Genomic DNA, 14,357 nt, shown 5'->3' on the forward strand with positions numbered 1-14,357 from the left:
TGATAAAATGAGCGACGCCTATAATTCGACTTGGTTTGCCGAAAAATTAAGCGACCGTACAATTCGCGGAATTGCCTTGGAAACCAGTGCGTTGATCCGTGCCGGCGCTCTGCCGGTTGGCGCGAAATTGCCTCCAATCCGTGACCTGGCATTTTCGCTCGGCGTCAGCCCGGCAACCATTTCCGAGGCCTGGAGCGACCTTCGCAGGCAAAAGATCATCACTGGCAGGGGGCGGAACGGTACTTGGGTGAGCGGCGATCGCTTCATCGCCAAGCCTGAACGGCTGGCGAGTTCGGGACATTACGGCGCCGGCGCTCTAGATCTCACCATGGCCGTGCCGGACCCCGCCTTGCTGCCGCCGCTCGAAAGGGCGCTTGCCTACGGTGCTTTAGCGCAAAACCTCAACAGCTATGAACGCAGCCGAATTCTGCCGGAACTGGAGGCCGAGGTCCGCAAGACCTGGCCGTATGAGGCGGAGGCATTTCTGGCGATGAATGGCGGCTATAACGCGGTCTACACTGCGATCCACGCATTGGTGACGCCCGGCGCGCCGGTGGCGATCGAGGAGCCGACCGCCATGCGTCTGCTCGATATTCTCGAACATCAGGGCGCCCGCATCATTCCGGTGAAATGCGACGAGCAAGGGCCGCTGCCATCATCATTGAACGAAGCTATGCTCTATAAGCCCGTCGTCTTCCTGTTCCAACCCAGATTGCATTCGGTTACCGGCAGGACGGTAACTCCGGAGCGGCTTGGTGAGCTTGCCGACGTCTTGCGCTACAGCGACGCGGTGATCATCGAGGATGATGGTATGGGCGACATCTCGTCCGCGGAACGTCATTCGCTTGGCCGGGAGTTTCCCGACAGGGTTATTCATGTCCTTTCGCTGTCCAAAACGCTTGGGCCGGACCTGCGCCTGGCTGTGTTGTCGAGTACCAAGGCAATCGTCGAACAGGTGCAGTCCTATCGCAGTTTCAGTGCTGCCTGGACCAGTCGGGTTCTACAAGCCGCCGGCACATGGCTTTTGCGTCAGCCTGAAACCGCAGACTGCATCGCCGCGGCCAGGATCACCTATGACGAACGGCGAAACAGGCTTGCAGACGCTCTTCGTGAGCGTGGTCTGACGGTCCAAGTGGGGCACGGTCTGGCTCTATGGGTGCCCGTGGAATCGGAACCCTTCGCGATGGTGACGCTTGCTGCTCGTAATATCGCGGTTAATTCGGGCAGCAAGTTTTGCGTGGGCAGTAGCGCGAACATTCGGGTGGCAACCTCGATGCTAAAAGAAGGGTTTGATGAGGTCGCCCATGCAATTGCTTTGGCGCGTAGTCCATAAGCGCGCGCTGACGGCGCCTCAACAAAGGGGGGTTAGGCCTACGTTGCCGAGGCCTATAGAGTTAGCGCCAGCTGTGGGACGTTCCCTCTTGCCAAAAAAAGGGTTGGGCCATCTATGGATTGAATAGCCAGTCTAACCCATCGACTAGCGTCGTACTACCATATCAAACAGGGTACCCTGATTTTATCAGATCCGCCGAAAATATCAATGAAGACATTCAAATAAAGAGTTGTTTTTAAACGAAGATCTGAAATTAGTGCCTACCGCATCAACAAGAGCCTTAGCCTTCATAAAGAAGGCTAACAGCGAAGAACTGACCGCCTACTACTGCCCCGCTGGTGTCCCGACGATTGGGTTTAGAAACACAGAGACCGTCACTAAAGTCGATGGTCAGCGAAAGCAGACCATCACCAAAGCCGAAGCTGAACGCCTATTGCGCGACGATCTAGCTGGCTTCGGACGGGATGTTGCCACGCTCGTCAAAGTCCCGCTCACCGATGATTAAATCGGGGCGCTCGTATCCTTCGCTACAATCTAGGACGGGAGCGTTGGCATCGTCTCCGTTGCTACAGCGGATCAATATGAGGGCGCCTCTGAAAGACATTGGAGCCTGTTGGCTTCAATGGAACAAAGCCCGTGTTAATGGCGCCGTGACCCCGCCACGAGGGCTGACAATCCGCCGTCAGGCGGAATATGATCTGTTCAAGTCGGCGGTTCAGTGATCGGGGCTTTTCCGTCCACATAGCCGAAGCGGTCAGTCATCCAAGTCTGGACGACGTAAACCGACGCAAAGATCGCGATTGAGAATAAGGAATGTTGTTACGAGTGGGCGGCGTTCTAGAAACTTCATGAAGATCGAACGTTGTCATTCTGGATCGGTTCCCCGTCCGCTTGGGGCGCATAGCCCAGCAGCCATATTTCCATTCGCTCCGGGTTCTGGTCGTGAACGAACGGACACCGTGTTGCCGTTTCCCCGCGTTCGCCAGCTTCTCTTCCAAGATGAAAGAGATGGATGCGTTCGATAGCGATTAGATCGTCAAAATCGACTGCAGCATAACCGTCATGCCATGCGCTGCGCTCAGTTCCGGCGTCACGATAAGGATTTGTCGCTTGCGGCATGCCGATTCGTCCGGCTCTGCGCCCTTCATCAAAGCACTTCGTGTAAATCACATCATCTTGCGACATTTGAGCGATCCGCGTTGAGGATGCAGCTTAACCGAATAAAGTGACTTTCGTTCCAGCCGATCGCATCGATTGTGCGGCTTAAATAGCTAAAACACTAGCTATTGAGGCCCGATTTATGGCTGTTGCCCAACTCGTTTTATCTATCATCAAATTCGAGGCCGCAGTCATGTCCTGCGACTTTCAAAGCCAGGAATTGGACGCAGGGCAGGGCTATACCTTCGCCTCTACATCTAAGAAGTATCTGATCATCACCGCATTGGTTGACATCTACGTCGCATTTTCGAGCGGTGCAGCCGCCCCGAATGCCGCCGTTACTCCGCGCATCTAGATCGCTGCCGGTCAATCGTTCCCGTTCTCCATTCGCTCAGCCGTGAAAGAAACGATCGTATCAGCCTGATGGGTGGACTTCGGTCTAGGTTTCGGCTTCTCGAACGTCGGTTTCTGAAGCCCGCTGGCGCTGCGTTAGAGCGACTTCGCCCGCTGTCTTACATCAAGGCACTCGGCAATGAATACAGTGGTGGTCAGGGTCTCGGTGCAGCTTCACCGGCTGTCGGCGGCACGGTCCACGGCGTGGCATATGAAGACATCACGGATGGCAGCTTCCAACTGTGGTTTCCGCACTATGGCGCATCGGCTGGTTACGGCGAATGCTCTACAGGCGGAACCGCCACGATCGATGCGTCGATCAAGTGGATCGATGCGACCGGTGTCCAGAGGATCACAGTTCTTCAAACCAAAGCCGGTGCAAACGTCGCTTCAGCTAGCGCTTTCCCGAATGCGACCAGTGACAAGAAGGCGCGAACGGTGCAAACTTCAACGTCGCGTCCAAGATCACTGGTGCGACGGCGGTCAATGCTGGTGTGATGCTTGCGACTGGTGCTATCTATCTGAACAAAAGCCGGTTGGAGCTTGGGTGCTGGCACCGCACGTACAGCGCAAGGCGTTTATTCTCCGGAACATAAGCTAAAAGCGGCGGAAATCCGTGAGCTGTCCACTGATCCAAGCCATCAAATCCTGATTACTTCATCGATCTCCCTTGCGAGCATGGCAAAAGAATACTCGGTCAGCATCGCACGCGGAACAGAGACAAGGAATGCGTCGTTGAGATTAGCAAGAATGGCGGCAACTATGCTTCCATGAAATACGGCATCAACCTTGCGACAGGCGCTGTGCCCGCACAACCGGCGATGATGGCACTGCACAGGTTCATCGAAGCATGACGGTGACACAAGATGCTGGTGGATTTTGGCGCATGGTGGTCCGGATCGCTTATGACGCGACGATGCCAGCTGATCCGTTCCTGTTCGTTAGAATGTCTAACGATACAGCCGGAACGACCACCTACACCGGTGGCAACACTTCCACCCTGAAGATTTGGGGCTACGACGTCCGCTAAAACGCGGTTCCGAAGACGTAGACGTATGCCTCCACGAGCACCAAATAAGCATACATTACAAAGTTGTAGATCGTCAGGCGCATCGTATGGCTCCGTTAAGCTGACCTAGCATAGAGCCTCCGGTGACGGGCGATATATGATCTTCGGATCGTGGGTGAGCAGCAACCAATTCTCAGAATGCTTTACGACTTCGGGTTTACCACCTCTGAAGCGGGCGCATCGTTGATCTCACCGGGCGTCTGGAAAAATGTGTAATAGCCCGCAAGCATGAGGCCCAACACAAAGATTGCAGCGACGAAAATGTACATGCGCGAACGTGCTTGGCTTCCAGTGCTCATCGTTGATCCTTGCTGTTTTTGACGACGCAAAAACGGACGACGCCCATATTAGTTGCCTAGCTTAGCCCGCCGATTTCATAAATACCAACACGCCACAGAGACAGGCGAGATTAGCCGCCTGTCAGCCAACCTTTTCCCTACAAAATCATATTTTCAGAAGATTTTTTCAAAGGCCCAAAATCCTTTCGCTCCACCCATCTGATCTGAAACCCCGCCAGCCGAGGGCAAGCTAGTTCGCGATGCAAACGCCCTCGAATGGCTGAACAAAGGTGAATTCCTAGCTGACGAAGCCAAACGCTCATTCGAGCGGAACAAGACTATCGCGTGCCGGGACGCATTCTGGCTGCACTTACGGCATTGGAGAGGGGTATAGCTGCGAGGAACGCTGATGCCACCGAACTGAAGCGGACCACAGCAAACACCGCCGCGATTTCCACCGTCTTCACGGACGCTGTTAAGGCTGAAGAAGCTGAACAGATCGATGATGCCGAAGTCCGCACCGAAGCTCTGAAGACGCTGCACGGCTTGATGACAGATGAGTATGTGCCTCACGCCATTCTCGCCGATATCGCGAAATACATCATCGAGAGCCGTATCGGCTGATCATCGAGCCACAGCCTGAAACGAGAAAGCCCGCGCGCGTTATGGCGGGCTTTCGTTTATTCGAATACAGCGCCGACTAGGCGGCAGCTTCGCCGACGATGATGATGCGGGACAGAACGCGGTCATAGCCGACGATTTCACGGGCGACGCGGAGGGCGCGGGCCTGATCGCTGGATGAGTGAACAACGCCTTCGAGCACGATGTAATCGCCTGTCACTTCGACCGATAAATCTCTGCCGTCAAAATTGGCGAGATAGCTGAGTTCGGTTTCGATCGCCGTCTTCTCCATGGAGATGCCGTGATCGCGGGCGAATTCGAAAGTGGCGGAAGGCTGAAGGGTCGAAAGAAACATTTTGTTGTCCTCGAACATGAATGCACGATGAACAAACCGTTGTGCGACGTTTATGTTCCTGTCGCGATGAGACTATTTTCTTGTCGCATCCTGAGTGCATCGATCGATGCGGCGAAAGTGTCGTTGGCACGCGCCTCTAGCACAGCCGCATCGCCGGTATCGAACTCCAGGTCCAGCGCATCGATCGTGTGCCACGCTTCGACATGCTCCATTCTGGCGGCACCAATCCGGCTGGTGAGCTTTTGATTTGACGCAGCAAGAACCTGCGCATCGGCAATCAAGGTGGCGATCGTGCGTTCGTTCTGTTCGACAGCGCTGGTCAGAACGACATTGCGTTGACTGAGGTTGTTGATCTCAGCCGATGAGACGCGGTGAGAGATGTACCAGCCGCTACCAAGGACGACGACAGCGATGATAAGGGCTATGATTGCGTACAGGTGGAATTGGGCGAACATGCCTATGTGGCGGCAATGTCATTCATCGCTCACGCGCATTGAGTCCCACATGACCTCCTTCAAGGACGTTTCACTGATAGAAGCGACGAGACCGGATTTTTGTGACATTGCGTGATTGCGAACCGCTAAGCAATGCTCTTCCATCGGCGGTCCACCGCCCTTGACAGGATCGACGTGCAGACTGGACTTTTTCACATCGAGATAAAAGAAGAGGCAGATTAGGGCGAGGGGTGAGAATACGCCCGCAACGAAGTCGCCCACTTCGGTCAGATCGCCTGTTGTGAGGAACGACCATTTCTTCCGCTTCCGCGTGTGGCCCCTCAAAGGCGGCAGGATCTTCGTGAACCAGAGAACGTCTTTTTGCCGATGTAGGCCCGGTTGGTGTGCCGGTCTCGGATTATGTAAACGAACCCGACGTAATCGCCGATATCGGGCGCTGGTGAACGGCTCACCTTGGTAGGTCCACAATATGCGTCTTCTCCAAACGCATATTTTATCCCGCCCCATTATTATTCACGTTGATAAGTAAGCCTTAATGTATGCTCTTCGAATATTCGCGGTAAGCGCCGCCAATCTCCACTCCGATGCAAGCCTTTGGTACGATATCGTACCGCAACGCCGGGGGCGTCCGCGCGTTATCAACGCGAACGCGGGAGTGGTTAGTTGTCAAAGCATATTGATAAAGCTGATTTGAAAATAGAAGGCGCTCAAGAGGTGATGACGATCACTGATTTTGCGCTAAAATATAAACTGACGAGCGATGAGCAATTGCGTCTGACCAAGCTATTCGGGATGTTCGCTACAAAGCAAGAGCTTCTGATGAACGCCCGCATCAAGTCCCGAATTCGTCACTGACAGAGATGGAGGTCGATTGGCTTCAGCATGGCTTTGAGTTCTTCAGAGCCGCGAAAACCGGCAAGCCAAAGTCCAAGCGCACATCTTCGAGTACCGTCCTGAGCAGATCAAGATCGGCTGTTTCTAGCGCTTCAAAAGCCGTGGAGTACATGCAATTGCCCCATTTTCCATAATTTACCAGAGACGAACCGTAAGCGGAAAGATGCGAGAAGTTGCAATAGCTTACAAGTGATTGTCCTCATCCATGTTGACTCCATCGCATAATGAGAACATACCAGGAACATAATCCTATTTGGAGGCTGTTATGTCCGCTGTTCACCGCGTCGAAGAAGTTGAGATCGATCAGGCTCAGGCAGTTTTGGATGCCTTCGGTGGCAATGCGCTGGCGGCTCTGCGATCGGTCATTGCCGATGCTGAATTCCTGTGTGAGCAGCTTGAAACGGCAAGCCTGTATCTCAGCCATGGTGCTGCTCGTGGCTGGACGCCATCGTTTCAACGAGAAGGATAATGGAAACGATCGAAGCTGTCCTCGAACGGTTGCGGGTGCTCGATGCAAACAGAGTGACGCTTGTCAGGCCGTTGTGACGGACAGGACGCAAACGCTCAGCACACCAACAACAACGAACACAACTGACATGACTGCCAAGATCAAACTGCGATATCTCGTAACAGGCTTTTGCTGTTGTTGGGCTTTGGTCGGCTGGCCGCCAGCGAGATAGGCATGAGGTCTCCTTGTATTGGGAAACCGAGCGGAACTCAGCTTTGTACCGGATACGTGGATCTTTGCTTTCTAGGTCCGCCATATAGGGTCTTTTTAGCGATGCCAGCTGCCGTCAGTCGATATTTCGAGGTGGCAGAGAATTCGCCATCAGCTTCGACCAGACCTTCGTTCGCAGCTTGGATCGCTGTCTTTAACCCGACACCATCGGGCAAGCTTTTGAATGCGCGTGGACCAAGAGCCATGATTAGAGTGCGTAGTCTGCTGTATGCCATGCGGGTTCGCTGTTTTCTTGTGTTCTGGTTGCCGCAACCCGACCGGACTATGCCGGTGAGGGGAGCAGTACACGGACAGCCGACGTCCATGCGAAGGCATCCGCTGTCCACGAAACCACGACTTTTTGCGATTTGTTCCGAGCAAATTTTGATAAATGAAAACCCCGCCGCGATGTCGGGGAGGAAGGGTGCAGCGGGGTCTAGTTTGAGCCGCTGGGCAAGGGGGAAGCCAGAGCGTGCAGCAACAGCGGCGATTGCGTCGATTGGTTCCCTCAACGCAAAAAGGTCCGTAAGCTAAGGCCGCCGAACACTATGTATGCAGGAGACGCATACGTGAATAGCCCCGAGTTTCGTAGATACCCTCGGGTTAGATTTACTGCCACTCCTCGAACTCGACGGGCGAGGCATTCCGTTTCTGACGTGCTGGCGTTTCGGGTTGTAGAACATTTCGATGCTAGGGGCTATTCAGTTCGTGCATCTCGGGATTGAGCAAAAAAGCGTGTATCACGCGCTCTCGCGGATCATCAATCTGCCTTGAAATAGCTTGTCGAAATCGCGGTTTTCCTCACTGCCGAGAACTTTTACGAGATATTCGGCCATATCGGTCAACGGTTGGCGGTATGTCGTGAGGCGATAATTGGCGCCCTCCGCCTGCGGCACGTCGTCGAACCCGGTAATTGCTATGTCCTGAGGAATACGCAAGCCTAGCCTATGGCGGATTACATCTGTGGCGCCGATAGCGAGTGCATCGTTCTCGCAAACGAGGATATCCGGCAGCGTCGCCTTGTTGCGACCGGCCAGCGCATTTTCGACTATGCCTCCCGCAAGCGCTGGATCGTAGGCCGTCACGGAAATGGTTTCCGGTTCGTTGCCAAAATGCAGGCGCCAGTAGTCGACAAACGTCTCCTTGCGCAGCAGATGCGCGGAAGATGTTCGCGGGCCCGCGAGAAAAAGCGGGCTGCGGAAACCACGCGCATGCACATAGTTGGCGATTTCCTTCATGGCATGAACATCATCGACCGCAATCGAGATCGTATTTGGATTGCGCGACGTGCGAGCAAAAATTATCAGCTTGCGAAAACGCCGCGCATGCAGCGCCGTATCCAGAACCTCGTCGTCGAACTGGATACCGATCAGGATCACGGCATCGACCCTTCGCTGGCTTGCGTTGAGAAGGGCATGGCCTGCATCTGCGCGATCCAGCGTGTTGACAAGAAGTATGTCCCAGCCTTCGCGCCGCAGGATGCGCGTCAGTCGTTCCATCATCACGAGTTTATGCGGATTGGCGAAATCATCGATCAGCAGTGCCACCAGATTGGAACGATCTGAAGCCAAGCTGGAGGCTCGCAGATCCGGAACATAGCCGAGCCTTTCAGCAGCGATCCGCACCTTCTCGAGGCTCTTGGGCGAGATCGACGCGTCCTTGCGAAAGGCGCGGTTGACCGTCCAGCGAGAAACGCCGGCTTCGGCCGCCACATCGTCGGCAGTGATGTTTCCCGCAAATGCAGGGTTCTTTCCGTCGGCCATAGCTCTCTCCCGAATCCACTGTGGGTCGGTTCATCCCATACATAGCGTTTTTATTGAGCCCTCGGGAAATAAATTTGCCCCCGCGTGCAAATTGCTATTGCTCGCGCGAGCAAAAATTGCAATGGTCAAATCCAAGGCAGTCGAGAGACGCCTTTCGGGAGGATGAGAGTGCTGAAAATCGGATTGCTCGGCGCGGGCCGCATCGGTCGCGTGCATGCCATAAACATTGTCGGTAACGGCCGCAGCCAGCTAGCTGCCGTGTCGGATGTAAACGAGGTCGCGGCGCGTTCGCTGGCGGATGCCTATGGCGCAAAGGCCACCAGTTCTGAGGCGATCCTGTCGGATGCCTCGATCGATGCGGTGCTGATCGCCACCTCGACGGATACCCATTCGGACATGATCGAAAAGGCGACCGCCGCCGGCAAGGCCGTGCTGTGCGAAAAGCCTGTCGACCTTTCGCTGGAACGGGCGCAGCGTTGCCTCGATGCGGTGATCAAGACCAATGTTCCTGTCATGATCGGCTTCAATCGTCGTTTCGATCCGAATTTTTCCGCGATCAAGGCGTCCATTGCATCAGGCGAGATCGGCAAGCCTGAACTACTGTCAATCACGTCCTTCGATCCAGCCCCGCCGCCAGTGGCCTATGTCAAAGTGTCGGGGGGTCTGTTCCGCGATATGATGATCCATGATTTCGACATGGCGAATTTCTTGATGGGCGATCTGCCGAAGACGGTGCACGCCGCCGGCACCTCGATCGTCGATCCCGAGATCGGCAAGGCTGGTGATGTGGATACTGCCGTGGTGACGCTCACCTATGCCGATGGCCGCATTGCCGTAATCAAGAACAGCCGACGTGCAGTTTACGGATATGATCAGCGGGTAGAGGTCCTCGGCTCCGAAGGGCTGCTCTCTGCCGGGAACGTGCTTGAAAATACGGTCTCGAAGGCAACGAAGCAGGGCGTGATCAGCGCCAAACCGGAATTCTTTTTCCTTGAACGGTATATGCGCGCCTATGCGGCAGAATGGGATGCGTTTGTCGCTGCCATTCTCGATGGGGCTGCCATTCCCGTGTCGCTCAAGGATGGTGTTGCCGCGCTGGCGCTGGCCGAGGCCGCGACCGCATCGGCAAAATCCGGCCAGACGGTTTCGCTGGCCTGATTGGTCACATACGCCGGTCTATGCCGGCGCGAAAAAGGATTGCTGCGGAGCAGGGGAGTGTGCCGCGGACTTTCGGTGCCGGTCCCGCATGACCGGATGACGGACGCCTGGGAGTGGCGTTCCGGTATTCAACTGGGAGGAAGTCATGAAGAAATTGCTTGCAGCCGCAGCGACGATTGCGCTCGTTGCCGCCGCCACCCCGGTGCTCGCCACCGATATCATCGTCGTCGCGCACGGCCAGGCCAACGACCCATTCTGGTCGGTGGTCAAGAACGGCGCCGAAAAGGCCGCCAAGGATACCGGCGTCAATGTCGAGTTCCGCTCGCCGGAAACTTTTGACATGGTGGCCATGGGCCAACTGATCGACGCCGCCGTCAATCAGGATCCCGATGGCCTGGTGGTTTCGATACCGGATGGCGACGCGCTTGGTCCGGCGATCAAGCGCGCCGTCGATGCCGGCATTCCGGTCATCTCGATGAATTCCGGCTCCGATGTTGCCCACAAGCTGGGCGCCAAACTGCACGTCGGCCAGTCGGAATTCGATGCCGGCAAGGTTGCCGGAGGCAGGCTCGCGGAGATGGGCGGCAAGAAAGCTATCTGCGTCAACCAGGAGGTCGGCAACGTCTCACTCGACCAGCGTTGCGCCGGTTTCGCCGAAGGTTTCGGCAAGGAAGTAAAGGTACTGCCGACCACCAATGACCCGACCGAGGTCGAATCCAAGGTGCGCGCGGCGCTGGAATCCGACAAGGATCTCGATGTCATTCTGTCGCTCAATGCCTCTCTGGTGGGTGAACCTGCCGTCAAGGCGGCCCAGGCACTCGGTCGCGACAAGGTGTTAATCTCTACCTTCGATATGTCTGCCGGTTTCCTCAAGGATATCGCGGACGGCAAGGCGGCATTTTCGATCGACCAGCAGCAGTATCTGCAGGGCTACCTGCCAGTCTCCTTCCTGGCGCTGCATGCGCAATACGGGCTGATGCCCGGTGGTGACGTCGCTTCCGGTCCGAACCTCGTGACCAAGGAAACCGCAGCGCAGGTCATCGACCTGTCCTCCAAAGGCATCCGCTAAGCAAATCCTCCTCCGGGCCGCCGCAGCTTTCGCCGCGGCCCGGCCATCGCCTCCAGGAGACAGACCCATGTCGACAGACACGCTGGCGCATAGTGACGAGCGCATCAAATCCGAGCCTCTTCTCGCCAAACTCATGAAACGGCCGGAACTTGGCGCAATCGGGGGCGTGGTCCTCGTGACAATCTTCTTCATGATCACTGCCGACAGGACGATGTTTACCCTGTCGGGCGTGATGAATTTCATGACGCCTGCCGCCCAGCTCGGCATTCTCGGCATCGCGGCGGCGCTGCTCATGATCGGTGGTGAATTCGACCTGTCGATCGGCTCCATGGTAGCATTTGCCGGTATGGTCTTTGGCGTTTTCACCGTCAATGTCGGCATGCCGCTTATCATTGCCATCCCGCTGACGCTCGCTCTGGCCGCCGCACTCGGGGCCACCAACGGCATGATCGTGCTGCGCACCGGCCTGCCGTCCTTCATCGTCACTTTGGCCGGCCTTTTCGTGCTACGTGGGGCAGCGCTCGTTGGCCTCAAACTTTTCACAGGCGGTTCGACCCAGCTGCGCGGCATTCGCGAAGCCGTGGAAGGCGATTTTTTGGCGCCGATTTTCTCCGGTGATGCCTTTGGTTTCATTATGCGCTGGCTGGTGGAAGCGGGCATCGTCGACAGCTTCAAGTCGGGCGTGCCGAAAGTGCCGGGCATTCCGGTCGAGATCATCTGGTTCGTCGCCTTTTCCGCGATCGCAACCTACATCCTCCTGCGCACGCCCATCGGCAATTGGATCTTTGCAACCGGTGGCGATGCGCTCGCGGCTAAAAATTCCGGCGTGCCTGTCCGTCGTGTGAAGATCTCGCTGTTCATGCTGACCGCCATGGCCGCCGCACTCGTCGCCATCATCACCGTCATAGATGCCGGTTCCACCGATGCTCGCCGCGGCTTCATGAAGGAGTTCGAGGCGATTATAGCGGCCGTTATCGGCGGCTGCCTGCTGACCGGCGGGTACGGCTCAGCCATCGGTGCATTCTTCGGCGCCATTATTTTTGGCATGGTCACGATCGGCCTGACCTACACCAAGTTCGACCAGGACTGGTTCCAGGTTTTCCTCGGCGCGATGCTTTTGCTCGCCGTCATCTTCAACAACGTCATCCGTCGACGTGTGACCGGGGAGCGTTAAAAATGTCCGCACCGATCATCCATATGGAAAACATCAAGAAGCACTATGGCAATGTCATTGCACTCAACGGTGTCACCTTTGACGTGCGTGCCGGCGAGTGCCACTGTCTTCTGGGCGATAACGGCGCCGGCAAATCCACCTTCATCAAGACCATGTCGGGCGTGCACAAGCCGACGGAGGGAACCATCACCTTCGAAGGAAAACCGCTTTCCTTCGGCAGCCCGCGCGATGCAATGGAAGCAGGTATCGCCACTGTGTTTCAGGATCTCGCCATGATCCCGCTGATGTCGGTGACGCGCAATTTCTTCATGGGGCGCGAACCGACCAAGGGCAGGGGCATCTTCAAGCGGTTCGATATCGATACCGCCAACGAGATCACCATGGCGGAGATGCGCAAGATGGGCATCAACCTGCGTGGTCCAGACCAGGCTGTCGGCACGCTTTCGGGCGGCGAACGGCAGACTGTTGCAATTGCCCGCGCTGTCTATTTCGGGGCAAAAGTGCTCATCCTCGACGAGCCGACCTCGGCGCTCGGCGTGCGCCAGACTGCCAACGTTCTTGCCACGATCAACCGCGTGCGTGAGCAGGGTATCGGCGTCGTCTTCATCTCCCACAATGTCCGTCACGCGATGGCGGTCGGGGACCGGTTTACGGTTCTGAACCGTGGCCAGACACTCGGCACCGCCACGCGGGGCGAGATCAACCCCGCCCAGCTTCAGGACATGATGGCAGGCGGACAGGAAATGGCCGAGCTGGAAGGCTCGCTCGGCGGTACGATCTGAGGCGTTTTTTATGGTACAGACTGCAACTCTGCCGGATCGTCCGCTTGGCATCGCCTTGATCGGCACCGGCTTTATGGGCAAATGCCACGCAATGGCCTGGCGCAATGTCGCCGCCGTTTTCGGCGGTGCGCATCACCGGCTCGAAATCCTCTCCGACGCCACAACGGAAAGCGCCCAAAAGTTCGCGGACCAGTTCGGTTTTGCCCGCGCCACCGCTCATTGGGAGGAAGCTGTCACCGATCCGAAGGTGGACGTGGTGTCGATCACCGCCCCCAACGGCATGCACCGCCCGATGGCCGAGGCAGCATTGAAAGCCGGAAAACATGTCTGGCTGGAAAAGCCGATGGCACTGACGCTTGCCGATTCGCAAGCGATGGCGGCGACCGCCGCAGCCTATCCGGGCCAGGCCACCATGCTCGGCTACAACTATCTGAGAAGTCCCGCATTCCAGGCGGCGTGCAGGTGGATCGCCGATGGTGCGATCGGCAGCCCGCTTGCCTTCCGCGGGGTCTATGACGAGGATTATTCCGCCGACCCGCACCTCCCGTGGTCGTGGCGGATGACTCACGAAGGCGGTGGTCTTGGCGCGCTCGGCGACCTCGGATGCCACCTCGTGAGCCATATGCTGGCGCTGATGGGCCCGGTGACCGAACTGGTCGCCCAGACCCAGGTCGCCGTTCCCACGCGTCCGTCGCCGGACGGGCCGAAGCCGGTCGAAAACGAGGACAGCGCGCTCGCGATGCTGCGCTTCGCCTCCGGCGCGCATGGCTCGTTCGCTACCTCGCGCGTCGCTCGCGGCCGCAAATGCCGGCTGCAATGGGAAGTGCACGGCGGCGAAGGCACACTCGTGTTCGATCAGGAGAACATGAACGAGCTCTGGGTGCACAAGGCAGGCGAAGCAGGTTTCGTGCGCCACCTGACCGGACCTGACCAGCCGGACTTTGCCGCCTTCTGCCCGGCGCCGGGCCACAACTTCGGCTTCAACGAACAGAAGGTCATTGAGGCGCGCGACCTGCTCTGCGCCATCGCCGGCGGGGCGAATGCCGGACCTGATTTCGCCCACGGCCTGGAGATCGAACGGATCATCCACGCCATGGCGGCCTCCAACGGTAGCGTTGTCCGTATCGAAAGGTAAAA

At 56.9% G+C, this 14,357-nt stretch carries 20 protein-coding genes; 13 read left to right on the top strand and 7 right to left on the bottom strand.

Features of this window, described 5'->3' with window-relative positions:
• Positions 1-7: 7 nt before the first annotated feature.
• Together ACI3K0_RS21780 and ACI3K0_RS21785 are read left to right on the top strand one after the other, a co-directional pair.
• Entirely contained in the window at positions 8-1,333 is a 1,326-nt protein-coding gene (locus ACI3K0_RS21780) for a PLP-dependent aminotransferase family protein (protein ID WP_206828215.1), read from the top strand.
• Between the two features lie 229 nt (positions 1,334-1,562).
• The gene (locus ACI3K0_RS21785; RefSeq protein ID WP_404946248.1) at positions 1,563-1,838 is read left to right on the top strand and encodes a glycoside hydrolase family protein; all 276 of its coding nucleotides are present in this window, start codon (positions 1,563-1,565) and stop codon (positions 1,836-1,838) included.
• Positions 1,839-2,179: 341 nt separating this feature from the next.
• On the opposite strand, the gene ACI3K0_RS21790 is transcribed toward ACI3K0_RS21785, so the two are convergent.
• A complete protein-coding gene (locus tag ACI3K0_RS21790; protein ID WP_148142955.1) occupies positions 2,180-2,518 on the bottom strand; it encodes a hypothetical protein in 339 nt (112 codons plus the stop codon).
• Between the two features lie 115 nt (positions 2,519-2,633).
• Between ACI3K0_RS21790 and ACI3K0_RS21795 the strand changes: the two genes are divergently transcribed.
• The 3 genes from ACI3K0_RS21795 to ACI3K0_RS21805 all read left to right on the top strand — a co-directional run bounded on the left by ACI3K0_RS21795 (position 2,634) and on the right by ACI3K0_RS21805 (position 3,914).
• On the top strand, positions 2,634-2,846 hold the full coding sequence (locus ACI3K0_RS21795; RefSeq protein WP_148142956.1) for a hypothetical protein: 213 nt from the start codon (positions 2,634-2,636) through the stop codon (positions 2,844-2,846).
• A 68-nt stretch (positions 2,847-2,914) separates the two neighbouring features.
• The gene (locus ACI3K0_RS21800; protein WP_206828217.1) at positions 2,915-3,382 is read left to right on the top strand and encodes a hypothetical protein; all 468 of its coding nucleotides are present in this window, start codon (positions 2,915-2,917) and stop codon (positions 3,380-3,382) included.
• 352 nt (positions 3,383-3,734) lie between these two features.
• Entirely contained in the window at positions 3,735-3,914 is a 180-nt protein-coding gene (locus ACI3K0_RS21805; RefSeq protein ID WP_206828218.1) for a hypothetical protein, read from the top strand.
• A gap of 182 nt (positions 3,915-4,096) precedes the next feature.
• Here ACI3K0_RS21805 and ACI3K0_RS21810 read toward each other — a convergent pair whose 3' ends face one another.
• Complete coding sequence (locus ACI3K0_RS21810) at positions 4,097-4,252, bottom strand: hypothetical protein (RefSeq protein ID WP_183687111.1); 156 nt, start codon at positions 4,250-4,252, stop codon at positions 4,097-4,099.
• A 324-nt stretch (positions 4,253-4,576) separates the two neighbouring features.
• Here ACI3K0_RS21810 and ACI3K0_RS21815 point away from each other — a divergent pair, with 324 nt between their 5' ends.
• Positions 4,577-4,855 (top strand): hypothetical protein, encoded by a 279-nt coding sequence (locus ACI3K0_RS21815; protein ID WP_404946249.1) that lies wholly within the window; start codon positions 4,577-4,579, stop codon positions 4,853-4,855.
• Between the two features lie 76 nt (positions 4,856-4,931).
• On the opposite strand, the gene ACI3K0_RS21820 is transcribed toward ACI3K0_RS21815, so the two are convergent.
• From ACI3K0_RS21820 to ACI3K0_RS21835, 4 genes are read right to left on the bottom strand one after another with little or no spacing between them, the layout of a single operon-like run.
• The gene (locus ACI3K0_RS21820) at positions 4,932-5,207 is read right to left on the bottom strand and encodes a BON domain-containing protein (RefSeq protein ID WP_206828220.1); all 276 of its coding nucleotides are present in this window, start codon (positions 5,205-5,207) and stop codon (positions 4,932-4,934) included.
• A gap of 50 nt (positions 5,208-5,257) precedes the next feature.
• Positions 5,258-5,662 carry a hypothetical protein gene (locus tag ACI3K0_RS21825; protein WP_404946250.1) on the bottom strand — a complete coding sequence of 135 codons (405 nt, stop codon included), beginning with the start codon at positions 5,660-5,662 and terminating at the stop codon, positions 5,258-5,260.
• Between the two features lie 18 nt (positions 5,663-5,680).
• Entirely contained in the window at positions 5,681-5,923 is a 243-nt protein-coding gene (locus ACI3K0_RS21830; RefSeq protein WP_404946251.1) for a hypothetical protein, read from the bottom strand.
• Positions 5,924-5,982: 59 nt separating this feature from the next.
• Positions 5,983-6,114 carry a hypothetical protein gene (locus ACI3K0_RS21835; protein WP_404946252.1) on the bottom strand — a complete coding sequence of 44 codons (132 nt, stop codon included), beginning with the start codon at positions 6,112-6,114 and terminating at the stop codon, positions 5,983-5,985.
• Between the two features lie 211 nt (positions 6,115-6,325).
• Here ACI3K0_RS21835 and ACI3K0_RS21840 point away from each other — a divergent pair, with 211 nt between their 5' ends.
• Positions 6,326-6,517, top strand: coding sequence for a hypothetical protein (locus ACI3K0_RS21840; protein WP_148142962.1), 192 nt, complete (start codon positions 6,326-6,328; stop codon positions 6,515-6,517).
• 304 nt (positions 6,518-6,821) lie between these two features.
• Positions 6,822-7,025 (top strand): hypothetical protein, encoded by a 204-nt coding sequence (locus tag ACI3K0_RS21845; protein ID WP_148142964.1) that lies wholly within the window; start codon positions 6,822-6,824, stop codon positions 7,023-7,025.
• A 989-nt stretch (positions 7,026-8,014) separates the two neighbouring features.
• Here the strand turns inward: ACI3K0_RS21845 and ACI3K0_RS21850 are convergent.
• A complete protein-coding gene (locus ACI3K0_RS21850; RefSeq protein WP_148142965.1) occupies positions 8,015-9,037 on the bottom strand; it encodes a LacI family DNA-binding transcriptional regulator in 1,023 nt (340 codons plus the stop codon).
• A gap of 168 nt (positions 9,038-9,205) precedes the next feature.
• On the opposite strand from ACI3K0_RS21850, the gene iolG reads away from it, so the two are divergent.
• The 5 genes from iolG to ACI3K0_RS21875 all read left to right on the top strand — a co-directional run bounded on the left by iolG (position 9,206) and on the right by ACI3K0_RS21875 (position 14,355).
• The gene (iolG, locus tag ACI3K0_RS21855) at positions 9,206-10,195 is read left to right on the top strand and encodes an inositol 2-dehydrogenase (RefSeq protein ID WP_148142966.1); all 990 of its coding nucleotides are present in this window, start codon (positions 9,206-9,208) and stop codon (positions 10,193-10,195) included.
• A gap of 145 nt (positions 10,196-10,340) precedes the next feature.
• Positions 10,341-11,264 carry a sugar ABC transporter substrate-binding protein gene (locus tag ACI3K0_RS21860; protein ID WP_148142967.1) on the top strand — a complete coding sequence of 308 codons (924 nt, stop codon included), beginning with the start codon at positions 10,341-10,343 and terminating at the stop codon, positions 11,262-11,264.
• Positions 11,265-11,331: 67 nt separating this feature from the next.
• Complete coding sequence (locus ACI3K0_RS21865) at positions 11,332-12,438, top strand: ABC transporter permease (protein ID WP_148142968.1); 1,107 nt, start codon at positions 11,332-11,334, stop codon at positions 12,436-12,438.
• Positions 12,439-12,440: 2 nt separating this feature from the next.
• The gene (locus ACI3K0_RS21870; protein WP_148142969.1) at positions 12,441-13,220 is read left to right on the top strand and encodes an ATP-binding cassette domain-containing protein; all 780 of its coding nucleotides are present in this window, start codon (positions 12,441-12,443) and stop codon (positions 13,218-13,220) included.
• A gap of 10 nt (positions 13,221-13,230) precedes the next feature.
• Complete coding sequence (locus ACI3K0_RS21875; RefSeq protein WP_404946253.1) at positions 13,231-14,355, top strand: Gfo/Idh/MocA family protein; 1,125 nt, start codon at positions 13,231-13,233, stop codon at positions 14,353-14,355.
• Positions 14,356-14,357 lie beyond the last annotated feature (2 nt).

It is taken from the genome of Rhizobium sp. ZW T2_16 (genome assembly GCF_044987325.1).
GTDB lineage: Bacteria > Pseudomonadota > Alphaproteobacteria > Rhizobiales > Rhizobiaceae > Neorhizobium > Neorhizobium cellulosilyticum.